The organism is Sulfitobacter aquimarinus (assembly GCF_040149565.1).
Classification (GTDB): Bacteria; Pseudomonadota; Alphaproteobacteria; order Rhodobacterales; family Rhodobacteraceae; genus Sulfitobacter; species Sulfitobacter aquimarinus.
This window is the reverse complement of sequence record NZ_JBEFLO010000010.1, coordinates 36,510-50,171: the sequence shown is the minus strand read 5'-3', so window position 1 is coordinate 50,171 and position 13,662 is coordinate 36,510. Positions and strand designations below refer to the sequence as shown.

The 13,662-nt window shown below is 59.2% G+C and carries 11 protein-coding genes and 1 pseudogene; 6 read left to right on the top strand and 6 right to left on the bottom strand.

Going from position 1 to position 13,662, the window contains the following annotated elements; all coding sequences use genetic code 11:
* Positions 1-50: 50 nt before the first annotated feature.
* From ABMC88_RS15910 to ABMC88_RS15900, 3 genes and pseudogenes are all read right to left on the bottom strand, one after another.
* Positions 51-1,019 (bottom strand): ABC transporter substrate-binding protein, encoded by a 969-nt coding sequence (locus ABMC88_RS15910; protein ID WP_349577868.1) that lies wholly within the window; start codon positions 1,017-1,019, stop codon positions 51-53.
* Between the two features lie 106 nt (positions 1,020-1,125).
* Positions 1,126-2,309 (bottom strand): annotated as a pseudogene (locus tag ABMC88_RS15905) (M24 family metallopeptidase).
* Positions 2,310-2,521: 212 nt separating this feature from the next.
* The gene (locus ABMC88_RS15900; protein ID WP_349577867.1) at positions 2,522-3,283 is read right to left on the bottom strand and encodes a copper chaperone PCu(A)C domain-containing protein; all 762 of its coding nucleotides are present in this window, start codon (positions 3,281-3,283) and stop codon (positions 2,522-2,524) included.
* 44 nt (positions 3,284-3,327) lie between these two features.
* On the opposite strand from ABMC88_RS15900, the gene ABMC88_RS15895 reads away from it, so the two are divergent.
* The 6 genes from ABMC88_RS15895 to ABMC88_RS15870 all read left to right on the top strand — a co-directional run bounded on the left by ABMC88_RS15895 (position 3,328) and on the right by ABMC88_RS15870 (position 9,440).
* Positions 3,328-4,734 (top strand): hypothetical protein, encoded by a 1,407-nt coding sequence (locus ABMC88_RS15895; RefSeq protein WP_349577866.1) that lies wholly within the window; start codon positions 3,328-3,330, stop codon positions 4,732-4,734.
* Between the two features lie 103 nt (positions 4,735-4,837).
* On the top strand, positions 4,838-6,133 hold the full coding sequence (locus ABMC88_RS15890; protein ID WP_439655615.1) for an ABC transporter substrate-binding protein: 1,296 nt from the start codon (positions 4,838-4,840) through the stop codon (positions 6,131-6,133).
* A gap of 35 nt (positions 6,134-6,168) precedes the next feature.
* Positions 6,169-7,095 (top strand): branched-chain amino acid ABC transporter permease, encoded by a 927-nt coding sequence (locus tag ABMC88_RS15885; RefSeq protein WP_349577865.1) that lies wholly within the window; start codon positions 6,169-6,171, stop codon positions 7,093-7,095.
* Positions 7,092-8,036 carry a branched-chain amino acid ABC transporter permease gene (locus ABMC88_RS15880; RefSeq protein ID WP_349577864.1) on the top strand — a complete coding sequence of 315 codons (945 nt, stop codon included), beginning with the start codon at positions 7,092-7,094 and terminating at the stop codon, positions 8,034-8,036. Before ABMC88_RS15885 ends, ABMC88_RS15880 begins: the two co-directional genes overlap by 4 nt.
* The gene (locus tag ABMC88_RS15875; protein WP_349577913.1) at positions 8,033-8,752 is read left to right on the top strand and encodes an ABC transporter ATP-binding protein; all 720 of its coding nucleotides are present in this window, start codon (positions 8,033-8,035) and stop codon (positions 8,750-8,752) included. Before ABMC88_RS15880 ends, ABMC88_RS15875 begins: the two co-directional genes overlap by 4 nt.
* Positions 8,745-9,440 (top strand): ABC transporter ATP-binding protein, encoded by a 696-nt coding sequence (locus ABMC88_RS15870; RefSeq protein WP_349577863.1) that lies wholly within the window; start codon positions 8,745-8,747, stop codon positions 9,438-9,440. Before ABMC88_RS15875 ends, ABMC88_RS15870 begins: the two co-directional genes overlap by 8 nt.
* Positions 9,441-9,654: 214 nt before the next feature.
* Here ABMC88_RS15870 and ABMC88_RS15865 read toward each other — a convergent pair whose 3' ends face one another.
* Genes ABMC88_RS15865 through ABMC88_RS15855 form a run of 3 tightly spaced genes read right to left on the bottom strand, consistent with a single transcriptional unit; the run spans position 9,655 to position 13,650 of the window.
* Positions 9,655-11,373, bottom strand: coding sequence for a SulP family inorganic anion transporter (locus ABMC88_RS15865; protein WP_349577912.1), 1,719 nt, complete (start codon positions 11,371-11,373; stop codon positions 9,655-9,657).
* A gap of 57 nt (positions 11,374-11,430) precedes the next feature.
* Positions 11,431-13,104: a bifunctional protein tyrosine phosphatase family protein/NAD(P)/FAD-dependent oxidoreductase gene (locus ABMC88_RS15860; RefSeq protein ID WP_349577862.1), complete on the bottom strand. Its 1,674-nt coding sequence runs from the start codon at positions 13,102-13,104 to the stop codon at positions 11,431-11,433.
* Between the two features lie 60 nt (positions 13,105-13,164).
* Positions 13,165-13,650 (bottom strand): bacterioferritin, encoded by a 486-nt coding sequence (locus tag ABMC88_RS15855; RefSeq protein ID WP_349577861.1) that lies wholly within the window; start codon positions 13,648-13,650, stop codon positions 13,165-13,167.
* Between the last annotated feature and the right edge of the window lie 12 nt (positions 13,651-13,662).

The window sequence follows — 13,662 nt, the reverse complement described above, 5'->3', positions numbered from 1 at the left end:
TTGAAAATGCCCCCCGCCCGTTGGGGCAGGGGGCACTTCGGCGTTATGGCTTACTTCAGCAGCGCGGCCAGGCGGCCACGTGCGTCATCGTCGAGCCATTCGGCCCAGACGTCTTTGTAGTTCGTCAGGAAGTACACGGCGGCTTCGTCGTAAGACGCGTTGTTGTCCAGACGCCATGCAAGGATTTCACCCATCTGCGCGTTGGTAAAGCTGACTTTGGACATCAAAGCTGCGGCTTGTGGTTCACGCTCGGGGAAGCCACCAGCGACGGCTGTCACAACTTTGGACGCAGGATAGGCCGAGAAGGACGGCGTGGCGCAGTCAACATCACCATTACAGGTGTGCGCGTCGGCATCGTATGCGCCAACTTCAACCGCAACCATCGGGTATTTGCCCAACACGGCTGTGGGGGCCCAGTAGTAACCGAACCACGGCGCTTTTTCTTCAAAGGCTGCCGCGATGGATGTTTGCAGCGTCTCGCCTGAACCGTGCTGGAACCGCTCAAGACCTTTGCCTTCTGCGCCCAGTGCGATCAGGTTGTTGTTGTTGATGATGTCACAGGCCCAGCCCGACGGGCAATCGTGGAACTTGCCACCAACGGCTGCGGGGTTGGCCATGATGCCTTCCCATGTTGTCAGCTCGGGGTTGGATTCCGCAAGATAGGCAGGGATCCACCATGCCTCAACGCCACCGTCCGACAGCACGTCCGCCACTTCGACCAGTTTGCCTTCTTCCAACAGACCAGGGTAGGCGGGGGTCGAGTTCGCCCAGACTTCCGTCAGGATGTCAGGCTCACCTGTTTCGGTGATGGATGTGATCGCTGTCACGGTCGAGGACGGTACTTTTTGCACTTTGCAGCCATAGCCCTGTTCCATCAGGAACGAGGACACGGCCGTGACAACAGCAGAAGACGCCCAGTTCATTTCGGTGATCGTGACCTCGCCACAATCTGCATAAGCGGCAGTGCCTGATGTCATCAACGCAGCAACGGCCGCGCCTTTCAGCAAGTTGGTTTTCATATTGGTTCTCTCCAGTCGGTTTTGTTGCCCTTGTTGTTTTCCCGATGCGTGCCATGGGCAATTGGCGGTGCATTGGTATTCATGTTATCCGCGGTCACGGGCTGCCTTAGGTCAAAATCGGCAATTCGGGTGCCGCGCGCGACGTCAAAAGCCGCGCCGCGCCGCTGTCTAACACAATGTTCTCCTCATGTACCATCATTTGCCGGTTACCATAGGTCAACGACGGCTCAAGGGTGAGAACCATGCCCTCGCGCAGCTCGGTTTCGTCAAAGGCCGCAAGCGAGGGTTGCTCGGTCAATTGCATTCCCAACCCGTGCCCCAGCCGCCCTATATCCCCGCCCGAGCTGTCCATTTCGGCGATGACCGCAGACATGGCCATGAACAGATCACGGCAGGTATTGCCGGGTTTGGCCGCGTCGATCCCTGCCTGCGTGGCCCGCCACAGCACGTCATAGGCGCGTTTTGCATTCTCGGTCGCGTGCCCAATCGCCCAGTTGCGGTCAAAGTCGCAGAAATATCCGTCCCATGTGCAGCCCGAATCGAGCATCAGCACGTCGCCCGCCTGCAACGGCCTGCGGGACGGAGGTGAGATAACATCGGCGTATCCGCCCTGATCCGCACCGCCCACAAGATAGGGGACATCATCCGCGCCCGCGCCAATCGCTGCCAGACGGAACTGGCGGAACACGTCCTCCAGCGGCAGCCCCGTCTCAAGAACTTCGGGCATTTTGCCAAAAGCGGCAGAGCCTATGGCACAGCTATGGGCCAGCTTTTATGGGCCAGCTTTTCGATCTCGGCGGGGGATTTGACCCTGCGCAATCCTTGCACAAGGGCGGTCACATCCGCAATTTGCAGGTCGGGCAGGGCCGCCATCAGGCGCTCCCAGTCCCCCAGCGGCATCTGTAGTTTCGTCTCGTGACCCTTCATCACGCCAATCTTGTCACCCGCTTTGGCCAGAGGGGACAAAAGTTCCGTCAGCAGGGTGATGCCGTCATCCTGCGGGGCGGGGGCGCTCCATGTTCTGATATCGTCGATCCAGCTGCGGCGCATCAGGTCGGCGCCGATCTCGGGGATGACTGCGATGGGTTTGCCGCTTGCGGGGACAAAGAGAAACCACGGGCGCGTGGGGCTTTGCCAAAAGAGCGTTTGAAACCCTGTGAAATAGCGGACGTCATGTTCGCTCATCAGTAACATGCCCGCCAGACCAGAGGCCGCCATCGCCGTCTGCGCCTTCGCGGTGCGGGCGCTGAATTCAGCGGCGTCAAACCCGCGCGCGGGCGCGGTGGTCATTGGCATGTCCCAGCGGTGCTGACACAACCTGCCGGGGTGCGACTGAAATCTGCAGACGGACGGACCGCGGGCCTGCTTTGCCCCCCTGTTTCACGCATACTCTTACTCAACACTCGCCATCCTTGGCTAAAGAATGGCTGTGAGGCTAGAGGGTATGTAGCGTTTCGAGCAAGTGTTTTGTTTGCGAAGCACGTTTCGCGGAGTTTTGGATGCTAGGGGGTGATGGTGAATTCCAGCGCGGCGCTGACGCTCTGCCCGTCGCGGACATAGGGCCTGTGGTCGTTGCTGTTGAGCGCGATTGAAAGGGTGTAGTCGCCAGCCGCCAGCGCGCCCAGTTCAAACATAGGCTCATAGAGCCGTCCCAGCTTCAGCCCGTTTAGGTAGACATGCGCGTGGCCGTGGTTCGGCGTATGGGCGGCATCGTCTTTGGTGCGGATGAATGTGAAGTTCTCTGTGCTCAACCTCACAGTTGCTCCCTGCTCTGTGGGTGGCGTTTCCCAAGCGATGGTGAGCCCGGGCGAGGGGGTCTGCACGATCCCGTTTTCCAGACTATGATCCATCGTAGACGCGCCCGCGTTCCGGACCCTGACAGAGACGGTACCAGCGTTCTCGAACTCCAGATCAAGCGGAATAAAACCGCCTTCGTCAAATGAGCCCGCACGGGGCATCAGCATAATATGCGCCCCGTCCATGGCCAGAATGCCCGCGCTGTCTTGCGGAATGATCAGCGCGGCGGTGTCACTTGCGGGGTTCATGACCGAGAGATGCATGGCAGACGGGGACGAGACCCCGATCAAACGATCCGCAGGGCCGCTGTTTTCAATGCGCAAGCCGACCATGAACATTTTGTCGTTCATGGCGGACGGTACGGCGCGGGCGTCTAACAAAGTGATAGTCTCGGCGCTTTTGCCGTTCAACACAAATGCCGCGACCCCTATTATCACCAACGTCAGCAGGATAAGAATGCGCTTCATGTCAAGAATTCTCCGGTCTCGAAACTTATGTGTGTGCTGACGGTATGACCGCCGCTTTGAAAAGCCTTCTGCTGGCGTTGGCTGTTGTTGCCATTCCAGTGGCCGCCTGCGCCCATGCCTCCGAGCAGGGTTTGGTTATGTTGCTGCCCACAGGTCTTTATACCTTGGGGGGGACTTTGGCCGTGGCGGCGTCGATCTTGTTGATGACATGTCTGCCTGCCACAGCTTTAACGGGCGTGTTCAGGCACCGCAACCTTGGGCGGGATCGGCTGCTTCGCAGGATAGAGGTGCCGTTTTCCCTGTTGGGGTTCGGTGCTTTTGTGGGGTTGGTTTTTGTCGGGTTTAACGGCCCCAATGATCCGCAAAGCAATCTTTTGCCGTTGTTTATCTGGACCGGATGGTGGGTCGGCGTTTTTGTCATTCAGGGGATCGTGTTTGATATCTGGCGGCTGATCAACCCGTGGACGGGGCTGGCGCGGCTGTTGTCGGTTGAGGGTGCGGCGGTGTTCACCTTGCCAAGAAGACTGGCTCATTGGCCTGCGGTTGCCGTTTTCCTGTGCTTTCAGCTGTTTTTATTGGCGGACATCGCGCCAAGTGACCCCGACAGGCTGGCCACAGTTGTGCTGGGGTATTGGCTGTTCACCTTCGCGGGGATTGTCCTGTTTGGCACGGATCAATGGCTGGGGCGGGTCGAGTGTTTTTCGGTCCTTTTCCGCCTGATCGGATCGCTTCGTGCGGTGCAAAGCGACGGGAATGTCGCCATCGGCACCCCCGGATGGGCGTGCATTTCTGCCGGACCTCTGGAGTCCAGCCGCGCCGTTTTCTGCATCATGATACTCGTCTCGGGCAGCTTTGACGGGCTGCACGAAACATTCTGGTGGCTGGGTCAAATCGGGATCAACCCGTTGGAGTTTCCAGGGCGCTCGGCTGTGGTTTGGACCTCGTCGCTGGGGCTGCTGGGGGCGAACCTGATGGGTGTTGGCGTGTTTGCGGTGTCGGTTTGGGTAGGGCTGAGCCTGCTGCGTTTGCCGGGTTCTGCGCCGCCAGTCCGCTTTGCCGAGGCGTTTAATACCTTTGCTATCGCGATCTTGCCGATCGCTTTAGGCTATCATTTCGCGCATTACTTTGTCTCGTTTCTGGTGCAGGTGCAGTATCTGGCGGCCACGCTTGCGGACCCGTTGGCAAAGGGTTGGAACCTGTTTGGCCTTGGGCGTATCACCGTCTCGACGGGGTTCTTGAACTCAATGGACAATGTCCGCCCGATCCTGCTTGTGAATGTTTTTGTGGTCGTTGCGTCGCATGTGCTTTCGGTCATCATGACGCACCGTTTGGCGGGCCGTTTTTGCAATAGCCGCCGTGACCTGTTGCTCATCCAATGCGGATTGGGCATCTTGATGATTGTATATACCATTTTCGGGCTGTGGTTGCTGTCGACGCCCCGCGGGGCCTGAGCGGTGTGGCCAAATCAGTGGACACATCGTTTACATGCGCAACACCGTGGTCTTAAAGCAAACGCACAAAGTAACGCGTGCCACCACGAACAAGGAAAAGATCATGGACAATAAGAAAGCAAATTTCACCCGCCGTTCCGCCCTGCAAGGGATGGGCGCAGGGGTTGGGACGCTGGCGGCGACGGGGTTGCTGCCGGGCACAATGGGCTTTGCGCAGGCGCAAAGTTCGGCCCCGATCAAGATCGGGTTCCAGAAACACGCTACGGGCATCGGATCGGCTTATGGCCGTTGGTATGACGCGACCACGCAGGCCGCGGCCAAGCGGATCAATGACATGGGCGGCATCAATGGCCGCCCCGTTGAAATCGTGACCGAAGACGATGGCACCGACCCCAAGCGCGGTGCCGAAGTGCTAGAGAAATTCGCAAACCAGCACAGCTGTGATGTCGCCTTCGGCACGCTGTTCAGCCACGTCGTCATCGGCTCTGCCCCCCGTGCGGCCGAGCTGAAGCTGCCCTATTTCGTAGTCTCCGAAGGCCACCATGTCGCGAGCGGGATGCTCAACCGCTATACGCTCCAGCCCGGCATCACGGATGTGAAAAGTCAGGTGCAGTCCATGGCGCCGTTTGTTGCCAATAATCTGGGCAAGAAGGTCACGATGATCTTCCCCGATTTCGCCTTTGGCCACGACCACCGCGACTTCTTCACCAAAGCGATCGAGGCCCAAGGCGGTCAAGTCGTCGCCCAGATCGCCGTGCCTCCGGCCGAGACGAGCTTTACCAAATACTTCCCGAAAATCCCGCGTGAGACTGAAGTCGTCTATCACGTCATGGTCGGCCCCGCCGTGCTGACATTTGTGAAAGAGCTGGGCGAATTCTTTGGCCCCAGCCGCCCCGAGATCTTTGGCTTTATCGACAGCCTTGAGGCCGTCGACATCAAAAGCCCGGGTCTTGAGTTCCTCGAAGGCACCTATTTCTGGGAGGGCAACCCGCGCCACGCGCAGGCCGATAACTCGACCTTTGACACGAATTTCCGTGCGGCCGTGGGGGTCGATGCCCGTGGCGCATCCCTGACCGACAGCAAGGATGTGTCAACCTACGCGCATATGTTCGGCTGCTGGGAGACGCTCAATGTCATCAAGGCAGGGATGGAGGCGTCGGGCTATCAATCGCCTGCGGACCGTCCCAAGCTGATTGAGGCGGTAGAGGCGATGGGCGCAATGCCCCATTCCGACGATCATCCGCAGGGCGAGAAACTGTTCAACGGCAAGACGCACCAAGTCTTCGGCAAGCAGTTCATCTCGAAGGTGACGGACGGCACCCTTGTGGTCGAACACACAGCCTCGATCGAGGATGGTATGTATGAGGACGAAGTGGACTACACCACACAGTCTTTCTGATCGCACGCACCGTATAAATAGCCAGAGCAGCGCCCATGGAATTCGGACCACACCTGATGCTCGCCTCCCTTGAGGGGGCGGTCGTCGCCGCGATACTTGCCCTGACTGCAATGGGGTTGAGTATCGTGTTCGGCGTCATGCGCGTCGTGAATGTCGCCCATGGTGAGTTCTATATGTTGGGCGCTGTTCTGGCATGGTTTGTCACCTCGGCCATTGGCGGGCATCCCGCCCTTGGCTTTGTCGCGGCGCTGGTGGTGGCCCCGTTGTTGGTGGGCGTCATTGCCGCGGCTGCCGATAGGCTGATCCTGAAGCACATCAAATACGACCCCGACCGCACCATCGTGGCGACCATCGGTCTTTTGTATATTTTCCAACAGGGTACGTTGATGACCTTCGGCCCCGATGCCCGCCCTGTCGAGGCGCCGTTCAACCACCGCCTTGCCCTGCCGTGGTTCGAGAAGGCCGAGGCTGGTTGGCAGATGTTCTGGCCATGGGGCCTGAGCATTACCAGCTACAAGCTGTTTGTGATTGGTGCGGCTGTTGTCGTGCTGATCGGCCTTTGGGTGCTGATCACCCGCACCAAGATCGGGCTGATCATGCGCGCCACGCAACAAGACAGCGAGACAGCGCAGGCCTTTGGCATCCCTGTGGGGCGCGTCTATTCGCTTGTCTTTGGCCTTGGCGCGGCGCTCGCTGCCCTTGGCGCGGTGCTGGTCGTGCCGATCCAGCAGGCGCATTATCTGATGGGGGGTGAGCCGCTGTTGCTGGCCTTTATCGTTGTCATCATCGGCGGGCTTGGCAGCCTGCCCGGCACGGTTGTCGCCGCCGTTCTGATCGGGATGAGCGATGGCATCATCTCGGTCTTCTTCTCACCTACCGTGGCCAAAATCATCGCGACCCTGTTTGTGACCATGGTGCTGATCTGGCGCCCGCAAGGGCTGTTCGGGAAGGTGATCCGATGAATGTCCTGTCCAAACCAAACGCGCTGCATATTGGTGTGCTGCTGGCGCTGGTGGTGCTCTATTTCATCCTGCCACCCTATCACGCGGGCAACCTGTCGCGTATCATGGTGCTGGCGATCTATGCGATGGGGTACAACATCATGTTCGGCTACACGGGGCTGCTTAGCCTTGGGCACGCGATGTTTTTCGCTGCTGGCATGTACGGCTTCGGATTGGCCGCGAACCTTGGCGCGGTGCCGCTGCCGCTGGCCTTTCTCATCGGCGTGCTGGGTGCGGGCACGCTGGCCGCTGTGGTAGGCGCGCTTGCGCTGCGCACAACGGGGGTGGCCTTTATGATCGTGACACTGATGTTCGCGCAAACCGCCTATCTGGTTGTGCTTCATTTTGGCGAGTTCACCCGAGGTGACGAAGGGTTCGTCGTGCAACAGGCACAGCGCACCTTTGCGGGGATTGATTTCACCACCGACACCGCCCGCTATGTCACCGCGCTTGTCCTCTTTGCGATCTGCTTTCTGGCGCTGGCGCGGCTGGTGCAAACGCCCTTTGGCAAAACGCTGGTCGCCATCCGCGAGAATGAGGAGCGCGCACGGATGCTGGGCTATGACACCACCGCGCATAAACTCAAGGCGATCATCGTCTCGGGCGCGGTGGCGGGGGTCGCGGGGGCGGCCTATGCGATGCTCTTCGGCTATGTGGGGGCGACCTTCGCCACCGTGCAATATTCCATCCTGCCGCTGCTGTGGGTCCTGTTGGGCGGGGCAGGGACGACCGTTGGCCCGCTCATTGGCGTCTTCTTCATGTTCTACCTGATCGATTTCTCCAGCTCGCTCACCACCGCCTATCTGCTGGTCGTTGGCATCGTGCTGGTCATCCTGACCATGTTCGCACCCAAAGGCATCTGCGGAGAATTGCGTCGGAGGGCATTCCCATGGCTGCCGTGAATATTCTTGAGACAACGGGTCTGACCAAAATCTATGGCGGGATTTCGGCCAACACGGACGTGGATTTCACCCTGACCAAGGGAAAAATCACCGCGCTGATCGGCCCTAATGGTGCGGGCAAATCCACCTTTGTCGGCATGGTCAGTGGCCGCATTGACGCGACCCGTGGCAAGGTGATGTTTGACGGCCAAGACATCAGCCATCTGCCCGCCCACAAACGCATCCAGCTTGGAATTGCCTATACGTTCCAGATCACGTCGGTCTTTGAAGGGCTATCGGTGCATGAAAACGTAGCCCTCGCGGCACGGCGCACGTTCAAGGGCGACCATGCGGTCTTTGCCAAGTGCGTGACAGATGCGCTGACCCGTGTCGGGCTGGAGGACCGCGCAAGCCAGATCGCGGGCGATCTGAGCTATGGCCACCAGCGCCTTCTGGAGATCGCCATGGGTCTTGTACAAAATCCCAAAGTCTTCATCCTCGACGAGCCGACCCAAGGCTTGGCCGAGGCCGAGATCGCCAATTTCATCACTCTCATCCAGTCGCTCGCGGGCGAGACGACGATCCTGCTGATCGAGCATAATATGAAGGTGGTGATGGAGGCTGCGGATTATATTACCGTGCTGGACCAAGGGTCGGTCCTTGCCTCCGGCACGCCGACCGAGATCAGCAACAACAAGGCGGTGCAGGCGGCCTATCTGGGGAAATCCGATGCTTGAGGTAAGCGACATTCACGCAGCCTACGGGCAGGTGCAAGCGCTGCGCGGTGTCTCGTTCAGCGTGAACGCGGGTGAGATTGTCTGCCTTGTCGGGCGCAATGGTGCGGGCAAGACGACGACGATCAAGTCGATCATGGGCCTGCTGCCTGTGTCTTCGGGTGCGGTGTCTTTGGATGGCCGTGACCTCACGGAAATGCCCGCGCATATGATCCCGCGTGAGGGCATCGGCTATATCCCCCAAGGGCGGCGCCTGTTTCCTGAACTGAGCGTTGAGGAGAACATCGAGGTCGGCCTGATGACCCGTGGCGAAGGGCGCGAGACCCGCGACTGGGTGCTGGACCTGTTCCCCCGCCTGCGCGAGCGGCTCAAGCAAACGGCGGGCACGCTGTCGGGGGGCGAGCAGCAGATGTTGGCCACTGCCCGTGCGCTGTGCCTGCGGCCAAAGCTGCTGTTGCTGGACGAGCCGACAGAAGGCCTGCAACCCTCGATGATTGATCTGATTATCGACGTGGTGGTCAAGATGAAGGCCGAAGGGTTGGCCATCGTGTTGGTCGAGCAGCGGGTGGACACGGTCCTGTCCTTGTCCGACCGTGCGGTGTTCATCGAGAATGGCAGGTCCGTTGATACGGCCACGCCAGCCGAGCTTGCTCAGTCTCCGGACAAGATCACCAAATATCTGGGCGTGTGATGCGTGCATCCGCAACTGGTGCAACACGGTTCTAGATAATTTCGCCGTTGGTGATCCTCGCGGATTGTACCGCGCAAACGGGCGTGGCGGCGTTTGAACAACCGGCCAGCTGCGCACATCTGGTCAATAATTCTGCATCGGCTTCAGGTGCCCGTCTTCGCGCTATGAACTCAATCAGCGCTTTGGTCTTCCCGCATGGAGCCATCTTTCCTGATTAGCGCGGAGCGTTCATTTCAAGAGAGTTGGCGGCTTCAAACTGCGAAAGGAAGACCTTTCCCGTCAACTCGGACAAGAAGTGCGCGCGTTGCAATCTGTCCATAACAGGGCCTTTCACCTCGGACAGGTGCAGGCACACATCCATTTCGCGCAAGCGCTCGTTGATCGCCTCAAGGGACTCCAGCGCGCTGAGGTCGATCTCGTTAATGGCCGAGCATTGCAGGATCACGTGGCGGATGGCTTTGTCACCAGCGACGCGGGCCTGGATCTTGTCCTCCAGAAAGCGGGCATTGGCGAAATACAGGCTTTCATCGACCCGTAAGGTCACGACAGTGGGGTCGGTGATGACCTCGTGGCGCAGGATGTTGCGGTAGTGTTCGGTTCCGGGCACTTGGCCGACTTCGGCGATGTGCGGTTTCGAAGATTTGTAAAGGTGTAATAGGACCGACAGCCCAACCCCTGCGGATACGCCCGCCTCGACGCCCATGGCGAGGGTGATTACGATGGTGGCCAATACTGCCGCAAAGTCGGTCTTTGAATAGCGCCAACTGCGTTTCAGAATGGAAAAGTCCACGAGGCTGAGCACGGCAACGATGATCGTCGCGGCCAAAGTCGCCTTGGGCAAAAAGTAGATCAACGGGGTGAGGGCGAGTGCTGCGACGGCAAGGCCGATGGCCGTGAACGCGCCTGCCGCGGGTGTGCGCGCGCCTGCGTCAAAGTTCACGACAGACCGCGAAAAGCCGCCCGTCACCGGGAACCCCCCCGTCAGGGACGCGCCTATGTTCGCGGCACCAAGGCCGATCAACTCTTGGTCAGGGTCTATGCGCTGGCGCTTTTTTGCGGCCAGCGTTTGCGCAACCGAAATGGATTCGACAAAGCCGATGATTGAAATGAGGAAGGCGGGCAGCAGCAATTGCCCCAGCAGATCAGGCGAGAATGACGGCAGGGTCAGGGGAGGCAGGCTTTGCGGCACCTCACCGACAATCTTGACGCCCTGTTCGGCAAGGTCAAAGACCCAAACCGCCAGCGTCGTTGCAACGACAACGAAGACGGGTCCCGTTTTGACCAACACGCCAGTTAGGCCCACACCAAGGCCCAGACGGATCAATAGCGGCATCAACCCCTTGCGGACCCAGAATAGAAACCCTGTGGCCAACACGCCAATCACTGCGGTGATCCAGTTGATCTGCGACAAATGCCCAACAAGCGAGATCACAAGATCCAGCAGGTTATGCCCGTCCGCGTCGATCCCGAGGATGTGCTTCAGCTGGCTCGTCGCGATGATGATCCCCGAGGCGGTGATGAAGCCTGCAATAACAGGGTGGGACAGAAAATTCGCGATGAAGCCCAGTCGGAACAACCCCATGGCCAGCAGCATGACGCCTGACAGCCCGGCCAGTGACAGCGCCGCAACGGCGTAGCCCATGGTGCCCTGCTCAACAATATTGTTGAGCGCCGCGGCCGTCATAAGCGAGACAACGGCGACAGGACCAACCGCCAAAGCGCGGCTGGTGCCGAACACCGTATAGAGCAGGATCGGCACAATCGACGCATAGAGCCCCGCCTCGGCGGGCAATCCTGCAAGCAGGGCATAGGCCAGCGATTGCGGGATCAGCATGATCGTCACGATCAACGCGGCCATCAGATCGTTTGACAGGGCCGAACGGGTATAGGTGCGACCCCAGCTAAGGATCGGCATATATTGGGACAGGGTCATGGATGTCTCGGACAGGTTGGCCGCCTTGCCCTTAGTCAAGGCAAAGCGGCGGGGAGGTTATTCAGCAGCGATTTTTTCCGGCTTTGCCATCCATTCGCGGCCTTTGAGCATACCTTTCCAATAGATTGGTGGCAGGATCTTTTCCTTGAGGAACCACGCCGCACGCGTTGCTTTGGTGCCATCGACCAGAGCCTTTGGAAAGCTGGGCAGCATCGTCCCGCCATAGCCGAACTCGGCCAGAACGATCTTGCCGCGCTCAACCGTCAGCGGACACGACCCATAGCCGTTGTACTGCGCTACAGGCGAGCCACCCCGCATATCCGCCACGATGTTCTCGGCCACGATCGGGGCCTGAATGCGCGCAGCGGCGGCGGTTTTGGCGTTTGGTGCGTTCATCACATCGCCCAAAGACCAGATGTTGTCATAGGTTTTATGGCGCAGCGTGGCCTGATCCACGTCGACCCAGCCCGCCGCATCGGCGAGCGGTGAGACACGGATGAAATCGGGGGCTGTTTGCGGTGGGCAAACGTGCATCATGTCGAATTCCATCTCGATCCGCTCGACCGGCGTGTCGGGCTTTGCCACATCGAACCACGCCTTTTTGGCGGGTCCATCAACGGCCACGAGGGTGTGGAAGAAGTTCAACGAAGCATCGTATTTCTTGACGTATTCCATCAGGGCAGGGACGTAATCCTTGACCCCGAACAGCACGCCGCCCGCATTGTTGAACTGGATGTCGATGTCTTTCAGAACGCCTTTACGGTGCCACGCATCCCCCGACAGATACATCGCCTTTTGCGGCGCACCCGCGCATTTGATCGGCATGGGCGGCTGGGTAAAGATCGCGCGGCCTGCTTTCATCCCCTTCACCAGCTCCCACGTGTAGGGCGCCAGATCGTAGCGGTAGTTCGACGTCACACCGTTCTGTCCCAGCGTATCAACAAGGCCTTCAACCGATGTCCAATCCAGCTTGAGCCCCGGGCACACAATCATGCGATTGTACTTTACCACTCGGCAGCCGTCGAGGATGACGGCGTTCTTTTCAGGCTCGAACGCGGCAACGGCGGCCTTTATCCAGTGCACGCCCTGCGGGATCAGCGACCCCATCGTGCGCGATGTTTGCTGCGGCTCGAAAATGCCGCCGCCAACCATCGTCCAACCAGGTTGGTAGTAGTGTATGTCGGCAGGATCAATGATCGCGATCTCAATCGCTGGCTTGCGGGATTTCAGGCTGGCCGCGGCGGCAATTCCGCCTGCGCCTGCACCGACGATCACAATGTCATACTGCGCGTCGCCCGTATCGGTGGGCGTTTTACCCCCGTTCACGATCCTGCGCACAACGCCGCCCATGTCATATCCCGCCGCTTTGGTCGCGGCGAGAATATCGGCCACACTGCGCGTGTCCGCCTGAGACAGCGACCAAAGCGTGGCAGAGCGGGTGCCCGTGCGGCAATAGGCCAATATCGGACCCGGCAGTTGGGCTGTGGCCGCATCAAAGGCTGCCGCATCCTTGTCTGATACTTTGCCAGCTACGATAGGTTGATAGGCGGCCTCGATCCCCAGTTTGTTGGCGGCTTTTTCGATCTCGGCGAAGGTCGGCTGATCGGCGCCTTCGCCATCGGGGCGATTGCAAATGATTGCGCGAAAGCCAGCATCCTTGATCGCCTGCATATCAGCTTGGCTGATCTGCGGCGTGACGGAGAGGTTTGCGCTGAGGGCTTTGATTTCCATGGGTCCTTTCAGGCGGGCATTTACATCCCGCCGCCTTAAAAGCGTATGGTGTGGACGGGGCTATGCGCCGCCGTCTTGGGCAAAAGAGACCTGCTTGGCGCTATATGTCTTTTCGCCAATGCGCTGGATCAACTCCAACTGCAGCTCAAGCCATGCTTTGTGGCCTTCTTCTTCCATGGCGATCTTTTCAAACAAGGTCCGCGATCCGATATCGTCGGCTTGATGGGCCTGCCGTGCGGCTTGGATGTAGAATTTTATCGCGTCTTTTTCATCCTCAAGATCGGCCTTGAACATCGCTTCCAGAGTTTCCGCACGCTGAGGCGTCTTGGCAAACGCAATGTCGGGCGTGCCCTTCAGGAACATGATCCGTTCGATAAACAGGTCCGAGTGGCCGGTTTCCTCGGCCTGCTCTTCGCGCATTTTATCGGCCAGAATGTTCAGGCCCCAATCATCCAGCACATGCGCATGTAGCTGGTATTGATGCGCAGCACTCATTTCCATCTGGAGCGCTTTGTTCAGGTTTTCGACTGTCTGGGAATTAGACATGGTATTTCCTTC